At 34.0% G+C, this 21,948-nt stretch carries 24 protein-coding genes and 1 tRNA gene; 15 read left to right on the top strand and 10 right to left on the bottom strand.

Annotated features, from left to right (window positions below; all coding sequences use genetic code 11):
- The first annotated feature begins 5 nt into the window (after positions 1–5).
- The 9 genes from ACTJIP_RS06650 (at position 6) to ACTJIP_RS06610 (ending at position 6,647) form a co-directional block, all read left to right on the top strand.
- Entirely contained in the window at positions 6–938 is a 933-nt protein-coding gene (locus ACTJIP_RS06650) for a hypothetical protein (protein WP_077415454.1), read from the top strand.
- Between the two features lie 31 nt (positions 939–969).
- Positions 970–1,461: a hypothetical protein gene (locus ACTJIP_RS06645; protein WP_180565438.1), complete on the top strand. Its 492-nt coding sequence runs from the start codon at positions 970–972 to the stop codon at positions 1,459–1,461.
- 47 nt (positions 1,462–1,508) lie between these two features.
- Positions 1,509–2,612: an SH3 domain-containing protein gene (locus ACTJIP_RS06640; RefSeq protein WP_180565437.1), complete on the top strand. Its 1,104-nt coding sequence runs from the start codon at positions 1,509–1,511 to the stop codon at positions 2,610–2,612.
- 13 nt (positions 2,613–2,625) lie between these two features.
- On the top strand, positions 2,626–3,063 hold the full coding sequence (locus ACTJIP_RS06635; protein WP_440704271.1) for a hypothetical protein: 438 nt from the start codon (positions 2,626–2,628) through the stop codon (positions 3,061–3,063).
- A gap of 220 nt (positions 3,064–3,283) precedes the next feature.
- A complete protein-coding gene (locus ACTJIP_RS06630) occupies positions 3,284–3,979 on the top strand; it encodes a hypothetical protein (RefSeq protein ID WP_440704270.1) in 696 nt (231 codons plus the stop codon).
- A 2-nt stretch (positions 3,980–3,981) separates the two neighbouring features.
- Positions 3,982–4,317: a hypothetical protein gene (locus tag ACTJIP_RS06625; protein ID WP_180565433.1), complete on the top strand. Its 336-nt coding sequence runs from the start codon at positions 3,982–3,984 to the stop codon at positions 4,315–4,317.
- 401 nt (positions 4,318–4,718) lie between these two features.
- A complete protein-coding gene (locus tag ACTJIP_RS06620) occupies positions 4,719–5,129 on the top strand; it encodes a hypothetical protein (protein WP_180565432.1) in 411 nt (136 codons plus the stop codon).
- 10 nt (positions 5,130–5,139) lie between these two features.
- Entirely contained in the window at positions 5,140–5,610 is a 471-nt protein-coding gene (locus ACTJIP_RS06615; RefSeq protein WP_180565431.1) for a hypothetical protein, read from the top strand.
- A 194-nt stretch (positions 5,611–5,804) separates the two neighbouring features.
- Complete coding sequence (locus ACTJIP_RS06610; protein WP_077415458.1) at positions 5,805–6,647, top strand: prephenate dehydrogenase; 843 nt, start codon at positions 5,805–5,807, stop codon at positions 6,645–6,647.
- A 111-nt stretch (positions 6,648–6,758) separates the two neighbouring features.
- Here the strand turns inward: ACTJIP_RS06610 and ACTJIP_RS06605 are convergent, their stop codons facing one another.
- Positions 6,759–8,177: an L-serine ammonia-lyase gene (locus ACTJIP_RS06605; RefSeq protein ID WP_077415460.1), complete on the bottom strand. Its 1,419-nt coding sequence runs from the start codon at positions 8,175–8,177 to the stop codon at positions 6,759–6,761.
- A 176-nt stretch (positions 8,178–8,353) separates the two neighbouring features.
- Here ACTJIP_RS06605 and ACTJIP_RS06600 point away from each other — a divergent pair, with 176 nt between their 5' ends.
- On the top strand, positions 8,354–8,932 hold the full coding sequence (locus tag ACTJIP_RS06600; RefSeq protein ID WP_426480436.1) for a Crp/Fnr family transcriptional regulator: 579 nt from the start codon (positions 8,354–8,356) through the stop codon (positions 8,930–8,932).
- Between the two features lie 59 nt (positions 8,933–8,991).
- Positions 8,992–9,615, top strand: coding sequence for an FMN-dependent NADH-azoreductase (locus ACTJIP_RS06595; RefSeq protein WP_440704269.1), 624 nt, complete (start codon positions 8,992–8,994; stop codon positions 9,613–9,615).
- A 69-nt stretch (positions 9,616–9,684) separates the two neighbouring features.
- Here ACTJIP_RS06595 and ACTJIP_RS06590 read toward each other — a convergent pair whose 3' ends face one another.
- The 6 genes from ACTJIP_RS06590 to ACTJIP_RS06565 form a co-directional block, all read right to left on the bottom strand.
- Complete coding sequence (locus ACTJIP_RS06590; RefSeq protein WP_077415466.1) at positions 9,685–11,028, bottom strand: ammonium transporter; 1,344 nt, start codon at positions 11,026–11,028, stop codon at positions 9,685–9,687.
- Between the two features lie 101 nt (positions 11,029–11,129).
- Positions 11,130–11,777: an alpha/beta hydrolase gene (locus tag ACTJIP_RS06585; protein WP_180565428.1), complete on the bottom strand. Its 648-nt coding sequence runs from the start codon at positions 11,775–11,777 to the stop codon at positions 11,130–11,132.
- Between the two features lie 123 nt (positions 11,778–11,900).
- Positions 11,901–12,527: a YceI family protein gene (locus ACTJIP_RS06580; RefSeq protein WP_047381173.1), complete on the bottom strand. Its 627-nt coding sequence runs from the start codon at positions 12,525–12,527 to the stop codon at positions 11,901–11,903.
- A gap of 78 nt (positions 12,528–12,605) precedes the next feature.
- Positions 12,606–13,172 carry a YceI family protein gene (locus ACTJIP_RS06575; protein WP_077415469.1) on the bottom strand — a complete coding sequence of 189 codons (567 nt, stop codon included), beginning with the start codon at positions 13,170–13,172 and terminating at the stop codon, positions 12,606–12,608.
- A gap of 144 nt (positions 13,173–13,316) precedes the next feature.
- Positions 13,317–14,366, bottom strand: coding sequence for a glucokinase (locus tag ACTJIP_RS06570; protein WP_077415471.1), 1,050 nt, complete (start codon positions 14,364–14,366; stop codon positions 13,317–13,319).
- A gap of 116 nt (positions 14,367–14,482) precedes the next feature.
- Positions 14,483–15,046 carry a membrane protein gene (locus ACTJIP_RS06565; protein WP_047377098.1) on the bottom strand — a complete coding sequence of 188 codons (564 nt, stop codon included), beginning with the start codon at positions 15,044–15,046 and terminating at the stop codon, positions 14,483–14,485.
- A 331-nt stretch (positions 15,047–15,377) separates the two neighbouring features.
- Here ACTJIP_RS06565 and ACTJIP_RS06560 point away from each other — a divergent pair, with 331 nt between their 5' ends.
- Both ACTJIP_RS06560 and ACTJIP_RS06555 read left to right on the top strand, forming a co-directional pair.
- The gene (locus tag ACTJIP_RS06560) at positions 15,378–16,760 is read left to right on the top strand and encodes a DUF1800 domain-containing protein (protein WP_180565427.1); all 1,383 of its coding nucleotides are present in this window, start codon (positions 15,378–15,380) and stop codon (positions 16,758–16,760) included.
- 193 nt (positions 16,761–16,953) lie between these two features.
- Positions 16,954–18,138: a DUF1501 domain-containing protein gene (locus ACTJIP_RS06555; protein WP_440704268.1), complete on the top strand. Its 1,185-nt coding sequence runs from the start codon at positions 16,954–16,956 to the stop codon at positions 18,136–18,138.
- Between the two features lie 306 nt (positions 18,139–18,444).
- On the opposite strand, the gene ACTJIP_RS06550 is transcribed toward ACTJIP_RS06555, so the two are convergent.
- The 3 genes from ACTJIP_RS06550 to ACTJIP_RS06540 form a co-directional block, all read right to left on the bottom strand.
- Entirely contained in the window at positions 18,445–18,582 is a 138-nt protein-coding gene (locus tag ACTJIP_RS06550) for a hypothetical protein (RefSeq protein ID WP_164723343.1), read from the bottom strand.
- A 65-nt stretch (positions 18,583–18,647) separates the two neighbouring features.
- Complete coding sequence (locus ACTJIP_RS06545) at positions 18,648–19,667, bottom strand: helix-turn-helix transcriptional regulator (protein ID WP_180565425.1); 1,020 nt, start codon at positions 19,665–19,667, stop codon at positions 18,648–18,650.
- Positions 19,668–19,737: 70 nt separating this feature from the next.
- The gene (locus tag ACTJIP_RS06540) at positions 19,738–20,073 is read right to left on the bottom strand and encodes a HopJ type III effector protein (protein WP_077415481.1); all 336 of its coding nucleotides are present in this window, start codon (positions 20,071–20,073) and stop codon (positions 19,738–19,740) included.
- A gap of 750 nt (positions 20,074–20,823) precedes the next feature.
- Between ACTJIP_RS06540 and ACTJIP_RS06535 the strand changes: the two genes are divergently transcribed.
- Together ACTJIP_RS06535 and ACTJIP_RS06530 are read left to right on the top strand one after the other, a co-directional pair.
- Positions 20,824–21,624, top strand: a complete 801-nt coding sequence (locus ACTJIP_RS06535) for an RtcB family protein (protein ID WP_411267053.1) — start codon at positions 20,824–20,826, stop codon at positions 21,622–21,624.
- Positions 21,625–21,726: 102 nt separating this feature from the next.
- Positions 21,727–21,839: transfer RNA gene (locus ACTJIP_RS06530), tRNA-OTHER, on the top strand.
- Positions 21,840–21,948: the final 109 nt, after the last annotated feature.

Raw genomic sequence — 21,948 nt, 5'->3', positions numbered from 1 at the left:
TAAGAATGAATAAAATATTTTTAATAGTAATTGCATTTGTTACCTTACAAAGTTGTAATGGACAAGAAAAAAACAAGGTTCAAAATTCTAAAAAAATCGATAATTCTCAAAAAGTTCAAATTACAAACCTAGATGAGAACTCTATCAATTTTCTAGATACAAAATACCAAGCAACCGGTTTTTTCATTCCAGATATCTCCAATCCCTATCCAACATACACTTATTCAGATAAAAAAATGGGTGTTTTCAGTGTAGATTTTATCGGGAAAAGTAATGAAACTCAATATTTTTGGAGCCCTAATAATTCGAAAGGTTTTTTTTCGAAATCTAATAATCCTGAAAATGATGCCCAAAATTCAAAAGCTATAAAAAACCTCATTAAAGAAAATAATTATTATGTAGTTGCTTCTTATTTACCTAGTGAATTCATCACTTATACAGGTGGAGAAGATGGAGAGTTTGAACCAAAACAAAATGCAAAAACAACGTTTTATTTATATGAAAAGAATAAATGGAAACAAATAGGAGAAATTGAGACTTCAAAGATTCCAGAAGATATTTTAGCATTTGAAACCAGTCTTATTCAGAAAGAGGTTCTTAAAAATCTTAAAAACCATTCATCAACTTATGATGGTACTCATTCTACTTCAGTAGAAACAGAAGCTACAACAACAGGTATGGCTTCTATTTCATATGAATTTGACATTAAAAAGAGTAATATATTCTTATCACTAAACACATATAAGGAGTCCAACCTGTGTGAAGGTAAATATATAGGTATCGAAAAAGACAATCAATTAGAAATATATTATAGTGGTGATCAATTAAATTGTGTAGATATTGATCCGAAATTTATAATTAAAAAAGATAAAACTCAATTTTATATAAAAGGAGTTGGAGGAGAATCTACTAATAATGAATGGATATTGATGCAATAAATCTAGTTGACACAATCCCATAAACCAAATCATGAAAAACTTTTTAATTTTATTATCATTCATATCCATTTCGTGCACAGATAATCAAAAAGGAAAAAGTTGTGTATTGAAGAAAGAAAAAAAATATGATCTTAATACTCAAGTTATTGAATCTGATTTACAGAAAATTGGAGGAAGTATTTCATCATCAAAACAACAGATTTCTATCCCATCAGGAGAATATTTTGCAACCAACGAGAAGTTGGATGATTATGGAGTTTCGTTGAAAATTGAGAAAGATTCTATTATTTATACAGAATCTGGAAATATGGGAAAAATGTATAATCAATACCTACTTAAAGAAGATAAGACTGTTGATGGAAGAATATTTTTAAAATATTCACAGGTAATTAACGGATATACAGGTGATGCAGATAAACCACATTATTTCGGTACTCTTCGATATGATAAAGGTAAGTTATTATTTGAGAGCGAATACACAGAAAAAAGATATGGATTAAAAAATGTAATATTAAAAAAATAAATAATCCTTACTGTTTCGAAATGTTTGAAAATTAAGATAAATCCACAATGATGAAATCCTTTTTAATTTTATTATCACTCATATTCATTTCATGTTCAGGCAAGCAGGAAGAGAAAATAATAGAAAAAGAAACTGAAATAATCGAAAGTTATTTCACCAATCATAAATTCAATGATACTGAGGAAAATTTTGATAAAATCAACAAAGATCTGCTTGGTATTAAACCTGATAAACTTCAAAACGGATATAATAATGTCTTAATATTCAATGAAACTACCAATTATCAGATATCAAAGGATGGAAAATATATTAAAATAGGTAATGATATTTTACCTGATTTAGATAATGTCAAGGCAGATATAAAAAGTAATAAAGACTATCCTTATTTCGAAGAATTATTATCCCTGAACAAAATTATTTACCAAAATGATTTAATATCCATTTTGAGCGTAGCATCTAAAAATACTGATCTTGCAATTGATTTGGTAGTTCTATTTAATTATGAAAAGAATGAAACTCTTTTTAATTCTGCAATTAGAAATATTCAGAATTGGGATGATATTGAGCAAAGTTCGAGACTATCATTTGTATTCTACAATAGTACAACGAATGTATTTAAAATTAGAGAAAAGCTATTGCAAAAACTAAAATCAAAAGATTCGTTTTTATATGCACTAACAACTTATTTTGCCGATAATAAAGACAATATCATCAAAAAGAATGATATTCCAGATTCAACATTACAAAAAGCTATTGCTTATCTTTTACAACTTGGATTCGAAGGCAAAGAAAGCATTGATATACAATCAGATAAAACATATTTATTATTAAACAACGTCTATGTTTCTCACCCGGAATTAAAGGACTCTTTTCAAAAAAATAAATATTATGGTTATCCTTCTCTTGAAAAGTACTCAAAAGATTATGGACTTATTCAAGAAGATAATCAAGAAAAAGTATATTCAAGAATAGTAGACCCCGATGGATTTACCAATCTAAGAAAAGATAAAAATACATCATCTCAAATTCTACAAAAAATAAACACAGGCGAACAAGTCGAGGTTTTAGACCAAAATGGTGATTGGTGGTTGGTAGTTTCTAAAGAAGGTAAAAAGGGATATGTTCACAAAAGCAGAATAAAAGCAGAATAAATAACTTAACCAAATGATGAAACCCGTTTTAATTTTATTATCTCTCATATCTTTCTTTTTAAGCTGTAAAGAAAATAATGTGAGGGCTATGGACGCCAATGAATCACAATATGAAACACCATACTTTGATGATGATCATATTAAAGATAAAGCTGTAATTAAGGCAAAACAAAATACGGAACTCTCTAGTTTTATACTATTCATCTACTTGTCTTCATTGAACAAAACGGTTGAAATCCCCATTATCAACAATAGTATTCTATATAACAATACTGAAGCAGATTATTATTTAAGTGATCCTATTATTAAAAATAAAATAATTACCATTCGAGTAGATTATGCAGATCAAGTTACAAAACCTAATATTTCCGGAGAAAGAAAGAATCTGATTGAAAAAATAAAATTTAGGTTTGATCCTAAAAACAAAAAAAATACAAGTTATTGGGTATGATCTAAGTTATACAAAAGCTCAAAAGAATTATTCAAAATCATTTAATTTTATTACAGGTAAGTTTTATTCTACTTCATCCTTTGATGGCAAAAAAGAAGAATCATCTGGTTGGGCTTCAGAACTTCAAAACATATATATAGAAAATTGGAATAGTGGTTTTATCAGTAAACTTTTATTACACGGAAATGAAATTGAATAAAAATTTATAAACAAAAGCACAATGATAAAACCTCTTTTAATTTTATTATCACTTATACTCTTCTCATGTTCAGGTAAAAAGAAAGAAAGGATAGTAGAAAAAGAACAAAATAATCAAACATTTGAATGCCCTATAGACTCTACCTCAATGCAGACTACAGAATATAATGGAATTACATTTTATACTGAAAATAATCTGAGGGGAAGCGGAGTCATAAATTTATCAATCAATAAAAATACAGAAATCTTCAATATGGATAAAACTCCTTATGGTAAAATAGTTGTTAATAATGATGATGAAAATGTATATGACGTTAAGCTTCCTAAAGTTGTAATTGCCCGGGAAATAATTCCTGATAGTGAACATAGAATATTTAGTTTCGATGCTGAAGAACCAGGATCAGATAGGGATTTCCTCATCATTTACATCAATAAACAAAAAAAGTTGATTGAAAAGAAAAACAATGATTATGCTTTTAATTCATGGGAGAATTATATTAAAACAGCTTTTATACAATTAACTCCGGAGATTTCAAACACATCAAAAGAAGAACAATTATACTGGTATAAATCACTAAAAATAAAAGGTGATTCAATGCAAATAAAATCAATCCCCAAAGCTGATTGTGATTATATAGAAGAATATAAGAATGTCACAAAATGGATCCAATGGAAGAAAGGTTCATGTAAATTAATCAAATTTAATTTCTGTTATTAACCATGAGTAAGACTATTTATACTTTCTCGTTTCTTCTAATTTTTATAACTCTTAGTATTTGTTGTAAGGATAATAAAACTTACATAAGAGAAAAAAATATAGATTTTTTTTTAGGAGATAAAAAAATTTCAGAAAAGAAATATTTTGAATTGTTAACTAGTTCTAAAGGATATTCTATTTTAAAAAACCAAAACTCTATATATGAAAAAAATTATTCGAATATTCATAATACAGAAGTATCAAAAGAAGAATCGCTATCAATAATACTAAATAAAAGTATTTCTAATGAAAAGAATTATAAATTAGTATTATACACTTTAAGAAATAAAAAAAAATAGACTCTATTCAATTTTATAGAAAAGTTAATGATGTAAGATATAAATCTGATCGCTATACTTGCCTATCATATTTAGACTTAAAAAATAAAAAAATATGGCAAGTTTCATATTTTTCCTCTCCCAACCAATCTCTTGATATAATATCTTATTCAACGAGTAAAATTAATAAAGATGGTACAATAACTAAATTTGATTCTATTCCTTATTTAGATGAAGCATTAGAAACAGAATTAAGTAACAATAAAGTCTATTATTAGCAATAATAAATTTTCAGTCTCTATATTATCTCTTTAAAATTTATAACTATGCAGAAAGCATAGTTCTTTTTAAACAATTATATAAACACGCATTGATGAAATCCTTTTTAATTCTATTATCATTTGTATTCTTTTCATGTTCAGGTGAAAATAGCAGAAAAAGAAACTGAAATAAGAAATATTGATAGCAATATAGATGACAATCAAAGAATTAAAAATACAGAAGTTACAATCAACAATAACGATTGGATAGGTTCTTATAAAATTTCAACAAAAGCCATTAGTCAATTTGACAATAATGAAACAAATATATTTTATTCAATAACAGTAGAATCAAACCAGAAAGCAATTTTAAGTATTAGTGCAGAAAATGTGGAAGATTATTGGTGTGAAGGAGAATATCGTTTAATTAAGGAGGATAATATTTTACATGCAAAAGGAAAATGTGATCAAGATGATATCGATGATTTTTACTTAAAAAATGAGAATAAAAAATATTTTATAAAAAGTAAGAGATTTATAAACAAAGATTGGCAGGAATTAGAAAAACAATAACTAAAACCAAATGATGAAAAACTTTTTAATCCCTTTAATATTATCCTTCGTCTTTTGGAGTTGTAAAGAAAGGAACAAAAAGGAATGGGAAAATGTTAAAAAAGAACAAAACTCAACTTTGATTGAAGAGCAATTTCAACCCGCAATGACAACAAATGTAAATTTGAATAAAAACTTAATTGATTTCAAAGGCTTTTATAACATTTGCACAGCAAATGAGAGAAAGGATTCTATTAAATCTGAAACATGTTACGAAATAACAATTAAATCAGATTTAGCTTTTATTGATGCTAATACGTCATTGTGTAAAGGAAATTATAAAATTGAGCAGATTCAAAATAATGAAATCAATTTGATAAATGAAAATCATGATAACTGCAATTTTAAAATTAAAAAAGAAAAAAACACTTATTTTATTCAGGGAGTTGGAGGTGAGGCAACATTCAATGAATGGATACAATTAAAAAAGACCACCAATTAATATAATCTATATACAATTTAGAAAAGAAATTTCGCTTCATTTGAAAAATATTTATACCTTTGCTCTGTGATTTTTAACAACGGAACATATTATTATAGAATTTTTACCTCAGCTCTGGGATAGGGATTCTTATGAATATAATTTAAAACCTCGTCCTAGGGACGAGGTTTTTTTATTTTAAAAAATGTAAAAAGATGAAAATAAGTATTATTGGAGTAGGATTGATTGGAGGTTCAATGGCTTTGAAATTAAGAGAGAAAAACGTGGCCAGCTTCATCTACGGAATCGATAACAATACACAGCATATCAGTGACGCATTAGATCTGAAAATAATTGATGCCGGTGTAGATCTGGAGCATGGGATTAAAAATTCGGATCTGATTATTCTTGCCATTCCTGTAGATGCTGCCAGAAAACTGTTGCCTTCTGTTCTTGACCTTGTGTCTGATCAGCAGACGGTAATGGATGCAGGCTCTACCAAAGCTGGAATCGTAAATGGTGTAAAAAACCATCCGAAACGTTCAAGATTTGTAGCGTTCCACCCGATGTGGGGAACAGAAAACAATGGTCCGAAATCTGCCATTGCTGAAAGTTTCTCCGGAAAAGCAGGAGTGATATGTAACAAAGAAGAATCGGCAGATGATGCATTGAGCACCGTTGAAAAGGTGGTCAATGCCCTTGATATGCACATGATTTACATGGATGCAAAAGATCACGATGTTCACACTGCTTACATCTCTCATATTTCCCATATTACTTCTTATGCCCTTGCCAATACTGTATTGGAAAAAGAACGTGAGGAGGAAACTATTTTTCAGCTTGCCAGTTCCGGTTTCTCAAGTACGGTACGTCTTGCCAAGTCGCATCCTGAAATGTGGGTTCCCATCTTTAAACAAAACAAAGAAAATGTGCTGGATGTACTGAACGAACATATCTCTCAGCTTAGAAAATTCAAATCTGCCCTTGAAAAAGAGAACTATGAATACCTTGAAGAACTGATTACCAATGCCAACAGGATTAGAGGAATTTTAAGATAAAATCTCTTTATACAATACTAAAAGCCCAATGGTTTTTACTTTTATTTTATTAAGAAACCCTTAGTCAGTAATGTCTAAGGGTTTTATATTGTTAAAACAGCTTTATTTCTATTAACATTCCGGAACGTTTACCGCGATGGCTAATCCACCTTCTGAAGTTTCTTTAAAACGGTCACTCATGGACTGAGCGGTTTCCCACATCGTCTGGATCACCTCATCCAATGTTACTTTGGCTTTGGTAGGATCACTTTCCAATGCGATATTCGCTGCTGTAATCGCTTTCATCGCTCCCATTGTATTTCTTTCAATACACGGAATCTGTACCAGTCCTTTGATTGGGTCACAGGTTAATCCAAGGTGATGTTCCATTGCAATTTCTGCTGCCATCAATACCTGTCCGACACTTCCACCCAAAATCTCCGTAAGCCCGGCAGCTGCCATTGCGGAAGAAACCCCAATTTCGGCCTGACATCCTCCCATCGCTGCAGAAATGGTTGCGTTTTTCTTGAATAACGTCCCTATTTCTCCTGCCACGAGCAGGAATCTTACAATATCATCTTCACTGATAAACGGTGTAAATGCCTGAGCATACATCAATACTGCCGGAATTACTCCACTTGCGCCATTAGTAGGTGCGGTGATAATTCTTCCGAAACTTGCATTCTCTTCATTCACAGCCAGTGCAAAACAGGCGATCCATTTGTTGATATTCGTAAAGTTTTCTTCAGCATCTACAACCTGCTGGAACCATTCATCCTTATTTTTATAAATTTTGTCTCCTAACAGTTTTCTGTTGATTCCTGCTGCTCTTCGGGAAACATTCAGTCCGCCAGGAAGAATTCCTTCTTTATTTACGCCTTTATAAATACATTCTTTAATCTGCTGCCAGATGTAAAGCGCCTCCTGTCTCGTTTCTTCCTGAGTTCTCCAGCTTTCTTCATTCATGAAAATTAAATCTGAAATCTTATTAAGCCCAAGTTTCTCGCAATATTTTGCAATATCAGAAGCTTTATGACAAGGATATAATGTACGTACGCATTGTTTCTGAATAGAGTTTTTTTCCTGGCTGGCAATAAAACCTCCTCCTACAGAATAAAAATCCTGTACAAGCTCGGTTCCATCTTCAAAAACAGCTCTGAAGATCATTCCATTCGGGTGAAAATCAAGGCTTTTTTTCATATTCAAAATCAAATGATGTCCATAAACAAATGGAATCACCTTCTCCCCTCCCAGATGAATGGTTTGAGTACTTTTGATGTACTCTATTTTCTCATCAATTTTTGAAGTATTGATCGTCTTAAAATCTTCCCCATTCAAACCAAGCATTCCTGCAATATCAGTTCCGTGCCCAATCCCCGTTTTTGCGAGCGAGCCAAAAAATTCAAGAAAAACCTCTTTAACTTCTTCGATTGATCTTTCTCTTTTAATAATCCTGATAAATGCAGCAGCTGCATTCCAAGGTCCCATCGTATGCGAACTGGACGGGCCTATTCCTACTTTAATAATCTCAAAAACCGATATTGATTCCATAAATGATTCGTCATTTTCCTCAAAAACAAAGATACATGATAAATCCTAATATATGCATAGCAAAATCCCAGATTTATTCGGTTTTCATAAGCCATGAAATGAATTTATGACAAGTATTTTTGTACATTAGCCTATACTGTTGAATCTATTATTTAAGTGTCTTTTAATCATTTTGAATGGAAACATTAATTAAAAATATTTCACAACACATCAAATTAAGCCCGGAAGAAATTTCTATTTTTAAAAGTTTCTGGACGGAAAAAACATTGGAAAAAGGAGAATTCCTTTTAAGAAACGGGGAAATATGCCGCCATGACAGCTATATTATTTCGGGCGTATTGAAAGCTTTCTGCATCAATGCTGACAATGGAAATGAAGAAATCCTTTTTTTAGCGATTGACCATTGGTGGGCAACAGATATTGCCAGTTTTTCAAAACAAAAAGCATCCATCTATAATATACAGGCTGTTGAAAAAACCCGCCTTTTACAGATCAGCCATCCGTCTTTTCAAAAAATGCTGGAAGAAATTCCCTCTTTAGAAAAATACTTCAGGATTATTTTAGAAGGTTATCTTGGAACACTCGAAAAAAGAGTGGTATTTAATCATATGCACAAAGCTGAACAAAAGTATTATGATTTTCTGGAAACTTATCCCAGTATTGCATCCAGAGTTCCTCAATATCTCATTGCTTCTTACCTGGGAGTATCTGCTGAATTTATAAGCAGAATTCGGAAAAAAAATAAATCCTCTTGAACTAGATCAATTTCTTTGGCATAAATAATCAGGAATTTTGCTGTTATAAATTATAGCAAATGAAAATACTGATTATCAATGCAAGTGTAAGAAACGAAAGATCTTACAGCAGAAAACTAACCAAACTCTTCGTTGAAAACTGGAAGACCAAATACCCTCAGGATACATTTACCTGGCGGGAAGCCGGAATTGACACTATTCCCAACATTAATGAATCCTGGATTGCAGGGGCATTCAAAAAACCGGCAGACAAAACTGAAGAAAATCAAAAACCTTTGCAGCTCAGTGATGAATTGGTCAAAGAACTCAGAGAACATGATGTCTATGTAGTTGGAACGCCAATGTATAACTGGTCTATTCCTTCCGGATTGAAAGCTTATATTGACCAGGTAATGCGGATTAATAAAACCTGGAAATTCAGATCCGGAGTGCCAGATGGTGATTACGTGGGGCTTCTTGAAAACAAAAAGCTCTTTATTCTATCAACCCGCGGTGATACCGGATATGGAGAAAATGAAAAGAACGGACACGTTAATTTTCAAACGACTTATCTTAAACATATTTTCGGAATCATGGGTGTAAACGATGTCACCATTCATTCCTTAGATAATGAGGAATTTGGAGGTGAAGTCTTTGAAAATTCTAAAAATAAAATCTTCGAAACTATTCATTCTATTCATTAAGATGATGAAAGATCTTTAAACTTTTACAGGTTTTCAGGGCATTAGGTTATCAATATGCCCTGTTTTTTATCAACTGAAACTTTCCTCATGCTGAGACAGATCAAGCCCTTTGTTTTCAGACTCTTCGGAAACTCTTAAGGTGATCATTGAATCTGTAAGTTTATATAAAATGAATGAACCCAAAAATGTAAAAACAGAAACCAGAACCAAAGCAGCCATATGATGAAGAAAAACATCAATTCCTCCATGAAGCAGGCTCGCTTTTTCACCATGAGCAAAGACAGCGGTAAGGATCATTCCCATAATTCCTCCTACTCCATGGCAGGCAAAAACATCCAAAGTATCATCTATTTTCTTTAACCCTTTCCAGTTGACCATTATATTTGAAACTATAGCTGTAATAAATCCTATAAAAAGACTTTCCTGAATACTCACAAAACCACATCCGGGAGTAATGGCCACCAGCCCTACTACAGCACCGATACAGGCTCCCAAAGCAGAAACACTTCTCCCATTGATTCTATCGAAAAAGATCCAGGTCATCATCGCGGAAGCGGAGGCTATTGTAGTTGTTCCAAAAGCAGTAGCTGCAGAAGCAGAAGCACTCAACGCAGATCCTGCATTAAATCCGAACCATCCAAACCACAACATTCCTGTCCCTAGAAGTACATAGGGAATATTGGAAGGCTCATGATGGGGATTTTTTCTGTTTCCTACTACCAAAGCTCCGGCAAGTGCTGCAAAACCGGCACTCATGTGTACAACGGTTCCGCCTGCAAAGTCTTTCACTCCAAAATATTTGTTTAAAAGACCGTCAGGATGCCATACCATATGACAAAGTGGTGTATAAATAAAAATACTGAAAAGGACAATGAATAATAAATAAGAAATAAAACGAACCCTTTCGGCAAATGATCCGGTAATAATTGCAGGGGTAATAACTGCAAATTTCATTTGAAATAAAGCAAAAAGAATAAAAGGTATCGTAGGAGCCATCATTTTATGAGGAAGATTTCCAACTCCGCTAAAAAATGGATAACTGAGCGGATTTCCAATGATTCCGTAATGTTTTCCGGCAATGGTAATCCCCAAAGATTCACCGAAAGACAAAGAAAAACCTACTACTACCCAGACCATAGAGATAACTCCTAAGGCAATAAAACTCTGTAGCATGGTAGAAATCACGTTTTTTCTGCCAACCATTCCTCCGTAAAAGAAAGACAGTCCGGGTGTCATCAACAGGACAAGCCCAGCGGCAGCCAGAATCCAGGCAACATCCGCGCCTACAATTTTATCTTCACTTAAAAATTCTCCGGTATCAGGAATATCGGTATCCGGACTCCAGAATAAACCACCAATGGCAACAAGTGTAATCACTGAGAATGAAACGATCCATTTTAATCCTATTTTCATAAAATTTATATTTAACCCTATCAAATTTAAATATAAATTCTATAAAAAATACATTTTTAAAACAAATACCCCTTAAAAAAAATATTCAAGCAATAATATTTCTATTTTTCACAAAATACTTCATTCAATATTTTTGAAACTTCCTTGGATTTCGTAGCAGGAAAAAGATGAGTCCCTCCTTTTATTATATAATCCGGATTGGAATAACGGATTGGGAAAACAATGTCTTTATCCCCTAAGATCTGAATCACATTTGGATTTTCTTTAAACTTCCACTCGGAAACTTTTTCTACAGACCATTTCAGATAATAAGGGTCTCTTACTTTAAAATATTGCAGAAGTTTAGGGTTTTTAGGATCAAAAAGCTTTCGGATAACAGCATATACATTGGCAGCTTTATCGTTGAACAAACCTACCGGTAATATTCTGGGGATTTTGGTCATCTCACCAGTCCTGATGAATTTTGATTTTTCTTTATCAGATTTTATGCTTCCTAGGATCACAACTTTCTCCGCAGGTTTCAATTGGTTAATCTCCTGCACAATAATTCCTCCAAAAGAATATCCCAACAGGCAGAACGGCTCAGAATCATCTACTTTATCTGCCATTCTCTTAACATAGGCATCAAAAGGTTCATTTTTTTCAGGGATAAGCCAATCTATAAAAATCAATTCATAGTGTTTGGGAAACTCTATTCTCTCAAGGACTTTAAAGTCTGCTCCCAGACCACTGACGATATAAATTTTCATACTACGAATTTATAAAAAATACAGGGAACAGTGAATGATTAAGTCAATCTTTGATGCAACAAGGGCATAAAAAATGAGCAGCTCTGATGAACTGCTCATTTTTATATTGATTGTATATTAATCTTATTTTTTCTTTTTCGGAGCTCTATTCTCGTTATCCAGCATTTCTGTAGTAACTTTGAATTGGATATCCATTTCGTTCTTAATGAAATAATCTTTCAGTGAAGACTGATAGAATACTTTAAAGTCTCTTCTGTTCAGAGAGAACTTCGCAGATTCAATAGAGGTTGTAAACTGAGTAACATATACATTCGCAGGGAAAGAAATTGTTTTTCTTACTCCTTTAAGGGTAAGGTCTCCGTATACTGTAGAATTGTATTCACTGTTTGCTAAAGGAATAATTTTAGTCAAATGGAATTTTGCAATAGGGAATTTTTTTACTTCAAAGAAATTTGTGCTTTTCAGATCATTAGTAAGTTTGATTTGATCTTCATCAGAAACATCTCCCGCCATCATACTTCTCATATCTATTACAAATTCTCCATCTACCAGAACCGTGTGGTCAAAGTTGAATTTTCCGCTCTTTAGCTTTACTGTTCCTGAGTGGGAAGATGCTTCGGTTTTCACCACTTTATACCCCCACCATCTGATCTCTGATGAAGTCACTTTTGCAACCTTATCAAATTTCTTTTGGGCAGAAACAAATGATATACTTGCGCACACCATAGCAAACAATAGTAATCTTTTCATTCTTTTTTATTTACAATTCAACAAAAATAAAAAAAAGTGTAGAACTTCTACACTTTTAATAATCTTTTTTTGATTAATTTATTGAGCAGTTACTTTTACAAGCATTTCAATATCATCTTTCACAAAAACATCCTGCATTGTAGACTTGTAAGCTACATCAAATTTTTGTCTGTCGAAAGCGAATTTATTTGAAACCAGGCTTACTACTCCTTTGCTGTAAGAAATCTTAGCAGGGAAAGTAATTGGGTTTGTTTTTCCTTTTACAGTAAGGTTTCCTGTTACAAGAGAACTGTAAATTTTATCGCTGTTTTTCTTGATTCCAGTGATTTTAAAGCTTGCAGTAGGGAATTTTTCAACTTCAAAGAAATCACCATTCTTAAGATGTCCGTTTAATTTTTGCTGATATTCTCCTGTAAGGTCAGTTGAGCTGATAGAAGTCATATCCAATACGAAGCTTCCACCTACCAATTGGTTTCCTTTCATGATCATATCTCCAGACTTTACTTTCACTGTCCCGTCGTGAGAACTTGCTTCAGATTTTGCTACTTTATATCCCCACCAGTGTACATCAGACGCTACTACTTTTTTTGACTGTCCGAAAGCTAAACCACCAGCTAAAACTGCTAATAAAAATATTTTTTTCATTGAATAGAGTTATTTACTTATTTAATAACACAAAGGTAGGTATCTTATTCAATAGATTTCATTGATGTACATCAATAAAAATTATTATTTTCATGAATAATATCATCTCATAAAAAAAACTCCGAATTTCTTCGGAGCTCTGTTTTATACCTGATAGTAAGCTGTATAAAGTGCTATACCATTTAATGCTGTATGATTTTGCTTGACCAAATAGATCGGAATATTTTTAAGCATTCCTTCCATTTTATCACTGATCTTGAATTTTTCATAGAATTTTGCCTTATCTATATATTCTCTGACCATCTGAGGAATATCTCCCGAAATCAGTAATCCTCCGGTAGCTTTTACTTTTAATGTCAGGTTATTTGCTTCTCTTGCCAGAAACTCAAGGAAAGTGTCTAAAGCGATTTTGCAGATCAATACATTCTCCTCGATTGCCGCTTTATAAAGTTCTTCCACAAAATTCCCTTGTGCAAGGCGCTCTCCCAACCATTCCGGTTCAGGATGCCTTTTTACATCCCTTAAAAATCTATAGATATTGAATAACCCTGACTTTGAAAGTACATTTTCCCAGCTTACAATACCATAGATATTGTTTAGGAACTGGTAAAATTCAACCTCTACATTGGTTCTTGGTGAAAATTCTGAATGTCCTCCTTCTGTAGCGAAAGGTCTCAGGTATTTTCCGTCAAAGAAATATCCGGCTTCACCCAATCCGTTTCCGGGAGCAAGAACCGCTACATTTCCTTTTTCAAGATGTCCGCTTGTATAAATAGCTTCAAGGTCGTTATCTTCAAGAAGAGCCATTCCGTAGGCAGAAGCCTCAAGGTCATTCAGCATGTCTACTTTTTCGAACCCGAAATCACGGGCATATTCTTCAACATCTAAATTCCAGCCCAATCTTGCAGGACTGCTTTTTCCGTCAAGTACAGGACCTGGCACTGCCATTCCCAGACGTTTTACATTTTGCAACTGGTTATCCTGAATAAACTTCTTTAAAATATCTGAAAAAGAAGTGTATTCTTTGGTTGCATATTTATTTTGTACTTTTATCTCAAGACCTCCGTTCCCGGAAACAAAATAGCCTAAGATCGTTATATCTTCACGGAGACTTGCCCCAATGATAGAAACATTATCATTATTACTGTTCTCTACTCCTGGTAAATAAAGTGGAAATTTTGGATTCAGAATCATAACCTCAAATTTTACCAAATATAATAATTGTTTTTGTAAATCCTGCACAGAACAAAAAAACCTTTCCACTTTCGTGAAAAGGTTTTGGTTAATAATTGTTTATATATTAAATCTAACTACTTTCCTAATGGAATATTGTAACCGAATCCTACACCGATATTCCCCACATTATAGTCCTGACCTGGCAAATCTCCTTTTGTTCCTACAAAAACCTTTTGGTATTGTACGAAGAAATTCCAGTCTCTGTTGTGGTAACCGATCTCCGGTTTAAGGTAGAAACCTCCGCTTGCTCTTTCAACATTGGTGTTGGATGCCACTGTTTTATCTCCTACCAGGAAACCATATCCTAAATCTGTTCCGAAATAGAAACCTGTTTGTTTTGGATAAATTCTGATTAAAGCGGCTACAGGAACTACTCCTACATCATTATTTTTATATCCGTTGTTCTCTTTTCCAAAGTAGTGAGTATATCCTGATGCAATACCTAATCCAAATCCTGGTGTAATAAGGTTCTGGTAAGCTACATCCACTCCTACTGCAGCGGAAAGATTATCAGCGGGAACTGCTAAACCAACATTTGCACCTACTTTGATCATATTATTCATCTGTGAACTTTGGGCGCTTGCTATACCTGCTGTTAAAATACCAGCTAGTACTATTGCTTGTTTAAACATTTTCATAACTCTATTTTTTAAATTTTACTAAACAATAGGATGTAAAAATCATGCCAAGCAAGGTTTTTTTTCTTGTTTTAACACCATTGAAAATCATAAAATAATGAATATCAATATCTTATTTTTAACAAAATTTAAATATTTGTTTAACAAAAATTATCAAAAAAGTACTCTTAAAAAGTGAATTAAAGAAAAAAGGTCGGGAGCTATTATATAGCAGCATATTACTTCCAGCCTCCATCTTCTAGCTTCCAGCTCTAACAACAATATTAACAATCCTTAACCCGTTATTATTTTAACCTTTTTCTTCAAAGCGTATCAAAAAAATAAATTCCTCATGACAGCTGATTCATTATTAAAAAACAAGCATCTTCTTTGGCGGGCAGGTTTTGGTGTAGGCATTCATCAAATTGATGATTTGAAAAACAAAAGCATTAAAACCTTAGTGGCTGAATTATTGAAAGAGGACAGTTTCAGTGAGATCACCTATGACACTCCTGATCCGGATTCGGCAGTGGATTACATGAACAGTACAGCTCCCGCAGAAAAGAAAAAAGAAATGCAGCGACTCAACAGGGAGCAAAACAATGAACTGAATCTCAATTTTCTGAATACAATTGTAAACAGCAGAGAACAGATGAGGGAAAAGATGGCGTTCTTCTGGCATGGGCATTTTGCTTCAAGAGTGGTCAACCCAAGGTTCAACAAACAACTTTTAAATACTCTCCGAAAGAATGCATTGGGAAATTTTAAAGATCTGCTTTTTGAAGTAAGCCAGTCGACAGCCATGCTTAATTTTCTTAATAATCAACAGAATAAAAAGGATCATCCTAATGAGAATTTCGCCCGTGAGGTGATGGAACTGTTTACTATGGGAAGGGGCAATTATACTGAAAAAGACGTAAGAGAAGGTGCCAGAGCTTTTACGGGATGGAGTTATGATAAGGAAGGAAATTTCAGAGAAAGGAAAAACCTCCATGATGAAGGCGCAAAGACTTTTTTAGGTAAAACGGGCAACTTTGATGGAAGCGATGTGCTCAATATTATTTTGGAACAGAAGGCAACAGCACAGTTTATAACAACGAAAATCTATAAATTCTTCGTTAATGAAAAACCCGATCAGGATATTGTCAACAAACTGAGTACAAATTTCTATAATTCAGGATATGACATCAAAAAACTGATGACTGAAATATTTTCAAGCACCTGGTTTTATGAGCAAAAGAATATCGGCAACCGTATAAAATCACCCATAGAACTGATGGCCGGTATGATGAGAATACTTCCTATGCATATTCAGAATCCTGAAAACCTCATCGTGTACCAGAAATTATTGGGACAGATGCTGCTTTATCCGCCTAATGTAGCAGGATGGCCGAACGGAAAAGCATGGATAGACAGTTCTACCCTGATGGTAAGACTTCAGATTCCACAGATATGGTCAGGGCTTCGCCCATTGGAATACAGTCCGCGACAGGATGATGATATCGATATGGGAATGAAATCCCGGGAAACAGCTTTAAACAAAAGCTTTAAAAATCCAAATATCACCATAGACTGGGATCGTATTGAAAAGCTCTTCGCTAATAAAAACTGTGAAGATTATCTTCTGCAGAATACTCAAAGTCTCGATATGAACTCTGTAAAGAATTTTTCTGACAAGAGTATAAAAATGAATGTCATCAACCTGATGTCTACCCCGGAATACCAGTTAATGTAGGTTCCAGGTTTTAGGTTCCAGGCAGCAGGTAATAGTGAACTGTCGTTTGACTTTACAACCTTTTATTTACTATATAATTTTTCATAAAAGTTTTATAAAAAAATAGTAGTAAAAATATAGCACAGTCCTCCAACCTAAAACCTGCCACCTGTCATCTGCTACCTATTATCTCCTTTACCCTAAAAACAAAATTATGTTAATCAAAAGAAGAGAATTCCTCAAAATAAGTTCACTGGCTACCGCTTCTATGCTAATGCCTAATTTCTTAAAAGCCATGACGCTGGATGAGGCTCTGAATCCCAATCAGAACATTCTAGTAGTTCTTCAGTTTACAGGAGGAAATGATGGTCTGAATACGATTATTCCAGCTAAAAATGATATTTATTTCAGAGAAAGAAAAACACTGGCTATTCAGGATTCAATACCGCTGACTGATGAAGCAGGAATCAATACGTCACTATCCTATTTTAAAGAACTCTTTGACAATGGAGAACTTTCTGTAATGAATAATGTAGGGTATCCCAACCCTGACAAATCCCATTTCCGAAGTATGGATATCTGGCAGTCAGCAAGCAGAAGTGATCAGTTTCTGGAAACAGGCTGGCTGGGACGTTTTCTTGACGAAGAATGCTACCGATGCGACCACCCTACCCAGGCACTGGAAGTAGATGATATGTTGAGTCTTGCCTTAAAAGGAGAAAATAATAAGGCTTTTGCCTTTAAAGATCCTAAAAGACTCTACCAAACCAGTCAGGAAAAGTATTTTAAATCTCTCTACGACCATCATCACGATGATGAAACTGTGTCTTATCTTTATCAGACTCTAGGCTCAACCATCAATAATGCCGATTATATCTTTGAAAAAAGTAAAACAAAAAAAACAGAACAGGTTTATCCAAATTCCCAGTTGGGAAAAGACTTTAAGACCGTTGCTTCTTTAATAAAATCTGATATCAATACACAGGTTTATTATCTTTCGATCGGAAGTTTTGATACCCATGTCAATCAGAATGACCGACAGAAAAAGTTATTCAATGATATCAATGAAGCTGTAAAATCATTTGTTGCCGATATGAAAAGTAACGGACTTTTCAATAATATCCTGCTGATGACATTCTCAGAATTTGGGCGCCGTGTGGCTCAGAATGCCAGCAACGGAACAGACCACGGGACAGCTAATCAAATGTTTTTTATCAGCGGAAACCTTAAAAAGAAAGGCATTCTGAATGCTCTTCCCGATTTACAGAATCTGAATGACGGCGACCTAATCTACAAAGAAGATTTCAGAAAAGTATATGCTACCATCCTGAAAAACTGGCTTAAAGCAGATTCTTCTAAAGTATTGGGATGGAAGGATGGGATTTATGATTTTGTGTAGAAAAACCGAAATTCCTACGGAATGACACAATTGTAATGATAGTTTATCCGTACAGTTTGTCATTCCGTAAGAATCCAGCCGATGTTATCTGTCAGAAAACAGCATTGGAGAAAGCTATTCCATAAGAAATATTTGAGTTGAAGACTTAGGAATTCCCCTCCTTCGGAAGGGTGTCGAAAATTCAAAGAATTTTTGACGGGGTGGTTCTCAGCATTCATCAAAAATATCCATTACAACAAAAAAAGAGACTGTACATAACTCTGACAGTCTCTTTTCAATAATTTTAAATTTTAACTACTTGTACGTTTAAGCCGTAATCTGCTTTGGTTCTTTTTCTTTCTGATCTTCCTTTTTATCAAGTTTCTCAGATATTTTTTTAACAATATATTCTATCGCTATGGGTGCCAGGATCGCAATTAATGCTTTAAATATTCTTGATTTCATAATATAATATGGTATTGTTAAGTTATTAATACAATTTCCAAGCCAAGATAAAATGGACAAAAAATTTAGTTTTCATCAGGAACAATCAGACTTTGATAGTTTTTACGACCAGCATTGAACTTTTCTTCCATTTTCACTCTTAATTTTCGGGGTTTATGAACAATCAAACTGTCCCCAAACCCAAGCAGCAATCTTTCTAATTCAAAATTGATCTGAACACAAATTTTAAAGAGTGTTCCTTCATGATCTTCTCTGATGATTTCCTGACTTTTATGCAGTGGTTTGGTCTTCACGTAAGGAGCATTTCCTGCATCTACCCAGAAAATCACATTTCTCGGATCCATTGACTCTGAAACGGTAACTCCTACAATATCTTTGAAGTATTCATCGCCATCCAGATCTTTATCAATATAGGGAAGACTTTCATCTGTTTCAATACTTTCCATCCTATCCAGAGCCAGATTGTACATTTTCTGCTTATAAAGACAGATCAGAAACCAGCGGTTGTTGAATTCCTTCAACAGCTGCGGGTGTACGGTAAATACATTGGATTCTCTTGCCGTAAAGCTTTTGTAAAGAATCTTCAGTACTTTTTTATTGGCAATACTTTCATATAGGATATCAATATGCTCCAGTCCTTTCAGCTGCTCATTTTTATCCAGGTGAATAATTGATTTCTGATTGGTGGCATGAATTGAGTCTTCCAGTTTCTGAATAACCCCATTCATCTCTTTGAACATGGAAAAGTCCTTGAACTGTTTTAAAATCTGGACCGCATTGTTCATGGCCTTCAGATCACTTTCATTCACAGAGATATTATGAATACTATATTCCGGATCACTGTAGCGGTAGTATTTTCTTTCGTAGACTTCAATAGGAGCTTCATACCCGAATTTCTCACTCCGCATATTCTGAAGATCGAGCTGAACCGTCCGTTTACTTACATAAGATTCTTTTCCTTCAAATTCAAATAATGCTTCTGAACATTCGTCAATGAGATCTTCCAGCGTATATTTCCTGTATTTGTTTTTAAGACATTTATCTAATGTTTTATACCGGATCAGAGCGTTTTTATTGGATGACATACCTTAGTGTTTAATGATTGGTGTTGTTAAATAAGCTGTTCGCTTATTCAGTTTTGCTCTTTTCTAAAAGTTATTTTTCCTTTAAGGCATTTTCGTCAAAAGTAACTCCTTCCCAGCCAAACTTCATAAAGTTCCGGATATTCTGGTGATCACTTCCCTCAGGATTTTTCAATACATCTTCCCTGTAGAATTCACCAAAAAGCCAAAGTGTCTCTTCTTTGGTCAGGTCCTGAATGCTTGCAAAGCTGAAAAGCTTACACGAACCATTGTTCTGTCCTGCCTGATTTGTTGTATCCCCGTTTTGAAAAGCTGTAGGAGTAAACTCATAATTTTCATCAATGTAAGCGATAACATCACCAAACTGAATCGTTTCCGGAAAATGTTTTAATTGTTCTAATAGTACCATAACTGCAGATTTTAATTTTGTTTTATATTATTTCAGGCTTATGTACCAATTCACGGATCAGCTTTCTGGCCTTTTTATAACTTTTTGTAAAAATAATTAAAATTTCTTTATCTACGCAAAACTATTGCGCAATAATGATATTACTTTGCATCATCAAAATGAAACAACATGGAATTTAATGGAAATCATTTAATCGAATTAGGATACAGACCAGCAAAATGGTTTAAAGATGCCATTAGCTATATCAACGAGAATAATCTGGATGAACATCAGATCACAGAGTATCTGGTACAATTCAAACAGCCGGATATTATTCCGCTTCACGAAACAGCTAAAGATTTTATGATCAACATACGAGCTGAAGACGAAAGTGAAAACGATAATGTGGAAAAAGTAATCAGAACGATGAAAGTTCTGATGAAAACGCCCACACTAATTGGTGGAGCTATTATGCCTGATGCCTGTCCTACAGGTCCTGAAGGTCATATTCCAGTAGGAGGTGTGGTAATTGCCAAGAATGCGATTCATCCGGGATTCCATAGCGCTGATATCTGTTGTTCAGTGATGCTGACGGATTTTGGAAAAATAAATCCTAAAGAGGTACTGGATGCTGCACATTCTGTAACACACTTCGGATATGGAGGAAGACCAAGAGGTGAGCAGATGCCGATGTCTCAGGAACTGATGGATGCTTTCAGAGAAAATAAATTCTTAAATGATGAAAAACTGATCAGCATTGCCCGTTCTCATATGGGGACTCAGGGAGACGGAAACCACTTCCTTTTTGTAGGAATTTCTAAAAATACCGGAAATACTATGATGGTAACTCATCACGGTTCAAGAGCACCGGGAGCGGCTTTATATGATAAAGGAATGAAGACAGCCAACCGTTTCAGACAGGAACTTTCTCCTGAAACATTGAGAGAAAACGCCTGGATTCCTTATGATACTGAAGAAGGTAAATCCTATTGGGAAGCCCTTCAGCTGATCAGACAATGGACAAAAGAAAACCATACTTCCCTTCATGATGCAGTTTTGAATAAGCTGGAAATGGAGAAGGAAAACAGATATTGGAATGAGCATAACTTCGTTTTCAAAGATGGAGATCTGTTCTATCATGCAAAAGGGGCAACTCCACTGGATGATAAATTCATGCCTGATATCACGGGACCAAGACTGATTCCGTTGAATATGGCAGAACCGGTACTGATTGTTCAGGGAAAAACAAATGAAAGAAACTTAGGTTTTGCCCCGCATGGAGCCGGAAGAAATTTCAGCAGAAGCCAGCATAAAAGATCTTTGGCTCATAAAACAACTGAAGAAATTTTCAATGAGGAAACAGAAGGATTAGATATCCGTTTCTATTCCAATGAAGTTGATATTTCTGAGCTTCCGAGCGCTTATAAAAGTGCTAAGAACGTAAGAGCACAGATTGAAGAATACGGACTTTGCGAAGTTTTGGATGAAGTAATGCCTTACGGGTGTATTATGGCCGGAGATGTTGAGAAGAATGCACCATGGAAGAGAAAGAAGAAATATAGAAAAGCATAATTCTTAATTTAAATACAAACCATAAAGGTTGAAAAAAACTAATGACCAACCTTACAGGTATAAAAGCCTGTAAGGTTAATGAAAACTTTTTTCATAACGGCAGGGGCAGTAGCTCAGATGGTTAGAGCAACAAAAATTACTTTTCGCTGCAGGCAACTAAAGTTCCTATAAATCGCCAAGATTGTGGGTCACAGGTTCGAGTCCTGTCTGCTCCTCAAAACAATGAAAATGCTTATATTCACTTATCAGTCATTTTCATATGTTAAAAAAATTAAAGGCAAAGAAAGTTCCTATATTTCCAGATTTACTTTCCGCTTTTTTACA

Origin of the sequence: Chryseobacterium sp. 22543 (assembly GCF_052044565.1) — a bacterium.
Lineage (GTDB): Bacteria > Bacteroidota > Bacteroidia > Flavobacteriales > Weeksellaceae > Chryseobacterium.
Note: the sequence above shows the minus strand (reverse complement) of the source record. Positions and strands in the feature narration are given on the sequence as shown.

Coding starts and splice junctions, on each gene's coding strand:
- ACTJIP_RS06650 (WP_077415454.1), top strand. CDS start 6: ATGAATAAAATATTTTTAATAGTAATTGCATTTGTTACCTTACAAAGT.
- ACTJIP_RS06645 (WP_180565438.1), top strand. CDS start 970: ATGAAAAACTTTTTAATTTTATTATCATTCATATCCATTTCGTGCACA.
- ACTJIP_RS06640 (WP_180565437.1), top strand. CDS start 1,509: ATGATGAAATCCTTTTTAATTTTATTATCACTCATATTCATTTCATGT.
- ACTJIP_RS06635 (WP_440704271.1), top strand. CDS start 2,626: ATGATGAAACCCGTTTTAATTTTATTATCTCTCATATCTTTCTTTTTA.
- ACTJIP_RS06630 (WP_440704270.1), top strand. CDS start 3,284: ATGATAAAACCTCTTTTAATTTTATTATCACTTATACTCTTCTCATGT.
- ACTJIP_RS06625 (WP_180565433.1), top strand. CDS start 3,982: ATGAGTAAGACTATTTATACTTTCTCGTTTCTTCTAATTTTTATAACT.
- ACTJIP_RS06615 (WP_180565431.1), top strand. CDS start 5,140: ATGATGAAAAACTTTTTAATCCCTTTAATATTATCCTTCGTCTTTTGG.
- ACTJIP_RS06610 (WP_077415458.1), top strand. CDS start 5,805: ATGAAAATAAGTATTATTGGAGTAGGATTGATTGGAGGTTCAATGGCT.
- ACTJIP_RS06605 (WP_077415460.1), bottom strand. CDS start 8,177: ATGGAATCAATATCGGTTTTTGAGATTATTAAAGTAGGAATAGGCCCG.
- ACTJIP_RS06600 (WP_426480436.1), top strand. CDS start 8,354: ATGGAAACATTAATTAAAAATATTTCACAACACATCAAATTAAGCCCG.
- ACTJIP_RS06595 (WP_440704269.1), top strand. CDS start 8,992: ATGAAAATACTGATTATCAATGCAAGTGTAAGAAACGAAAGATCTTAC.
- ACTJIP_RS06590 (WP_077415466.1), bottom strand. CDS start 11,028: ATGAAAATAGGATTAAAATGGATCGTTTCATTCTCAGTGATTACACTT.
- ACTJIP_RS06585 (WP_180565428.1), bottom strand. CDS start 11,777: ATGAAAATTTATATCGTCAGTGGTCTGGGAGCAGACTTTAAAGTCCTT.
- ACTJIP_RS06580 (WP_047381173.1), bottom strand. CDS start 12,527: ATGAAAAGATTACTATTGTTTGCTATGGTGTGCGCAAGTATATCATTT.
- ACTJIP_RS06575 (WP_077415469.1), bottom strand. CDS start 13,172: ATGAAAAAAATATTTTTATTAGCAGTTTTAGCTGGTGGTTTAGCTTTC.
- ACTJIP_RS06570 (WP_077415471.1), bottom strand. CDS start 14,366: ATGATTCTGAATCCAAAATTTCCACTTTATTTACCAGGAGTAGAGAAC.
- ACTJIP_RS06565 (WP_047377098.1), bottom strand. CDS start 15,046: ATGAAAATGTTTAAACAAGCAATAGTACTAGCTGGTATTTTAACAGCA.
- ACTJIP_RS06560 (WP_180565427.1), top strand. CDS start 15,378: ATGACAGCTGATTCATTATTAAAAAACAAGCATCTTCTTTGGCGGGCA.
- ACTJIP_RS06555 (WP_440704268.1), top strand. CDS start 16,954: ATGTTAATCAAAAGAAGAGAATTCCTCAAAATAAGTTCACTGGCTACC.
- ACTJIP_RS06550 (WP_164723343.1), bottom strand. CDS start 18,582: ATGAAATCAAGAATATTTAAAGCATTAATTGCGATCCTGGCACCCATA.
- ACTJIP_RS06545 (WP_180565425.1), bottom strand. CDS start 19,667: ATGTCATCCAATAAAAACGCTCTGATCCGGTATAAAACATTAGATAAA.
- ACTJIP_RS06540 (WP_077415481.1), bottom strand. CDS start 20,073: ATGGTACTATTAGAACAATTAAAACATTTTCCGGAAACGATTCAGTTT.
- ACTJIP_RS06535 (WP_411267053.1), top strand. CDS start 20,824: ATGGGGACTCAGGGAGACGGAAACCACTTCCTTTTTGTAGGAATTTCT.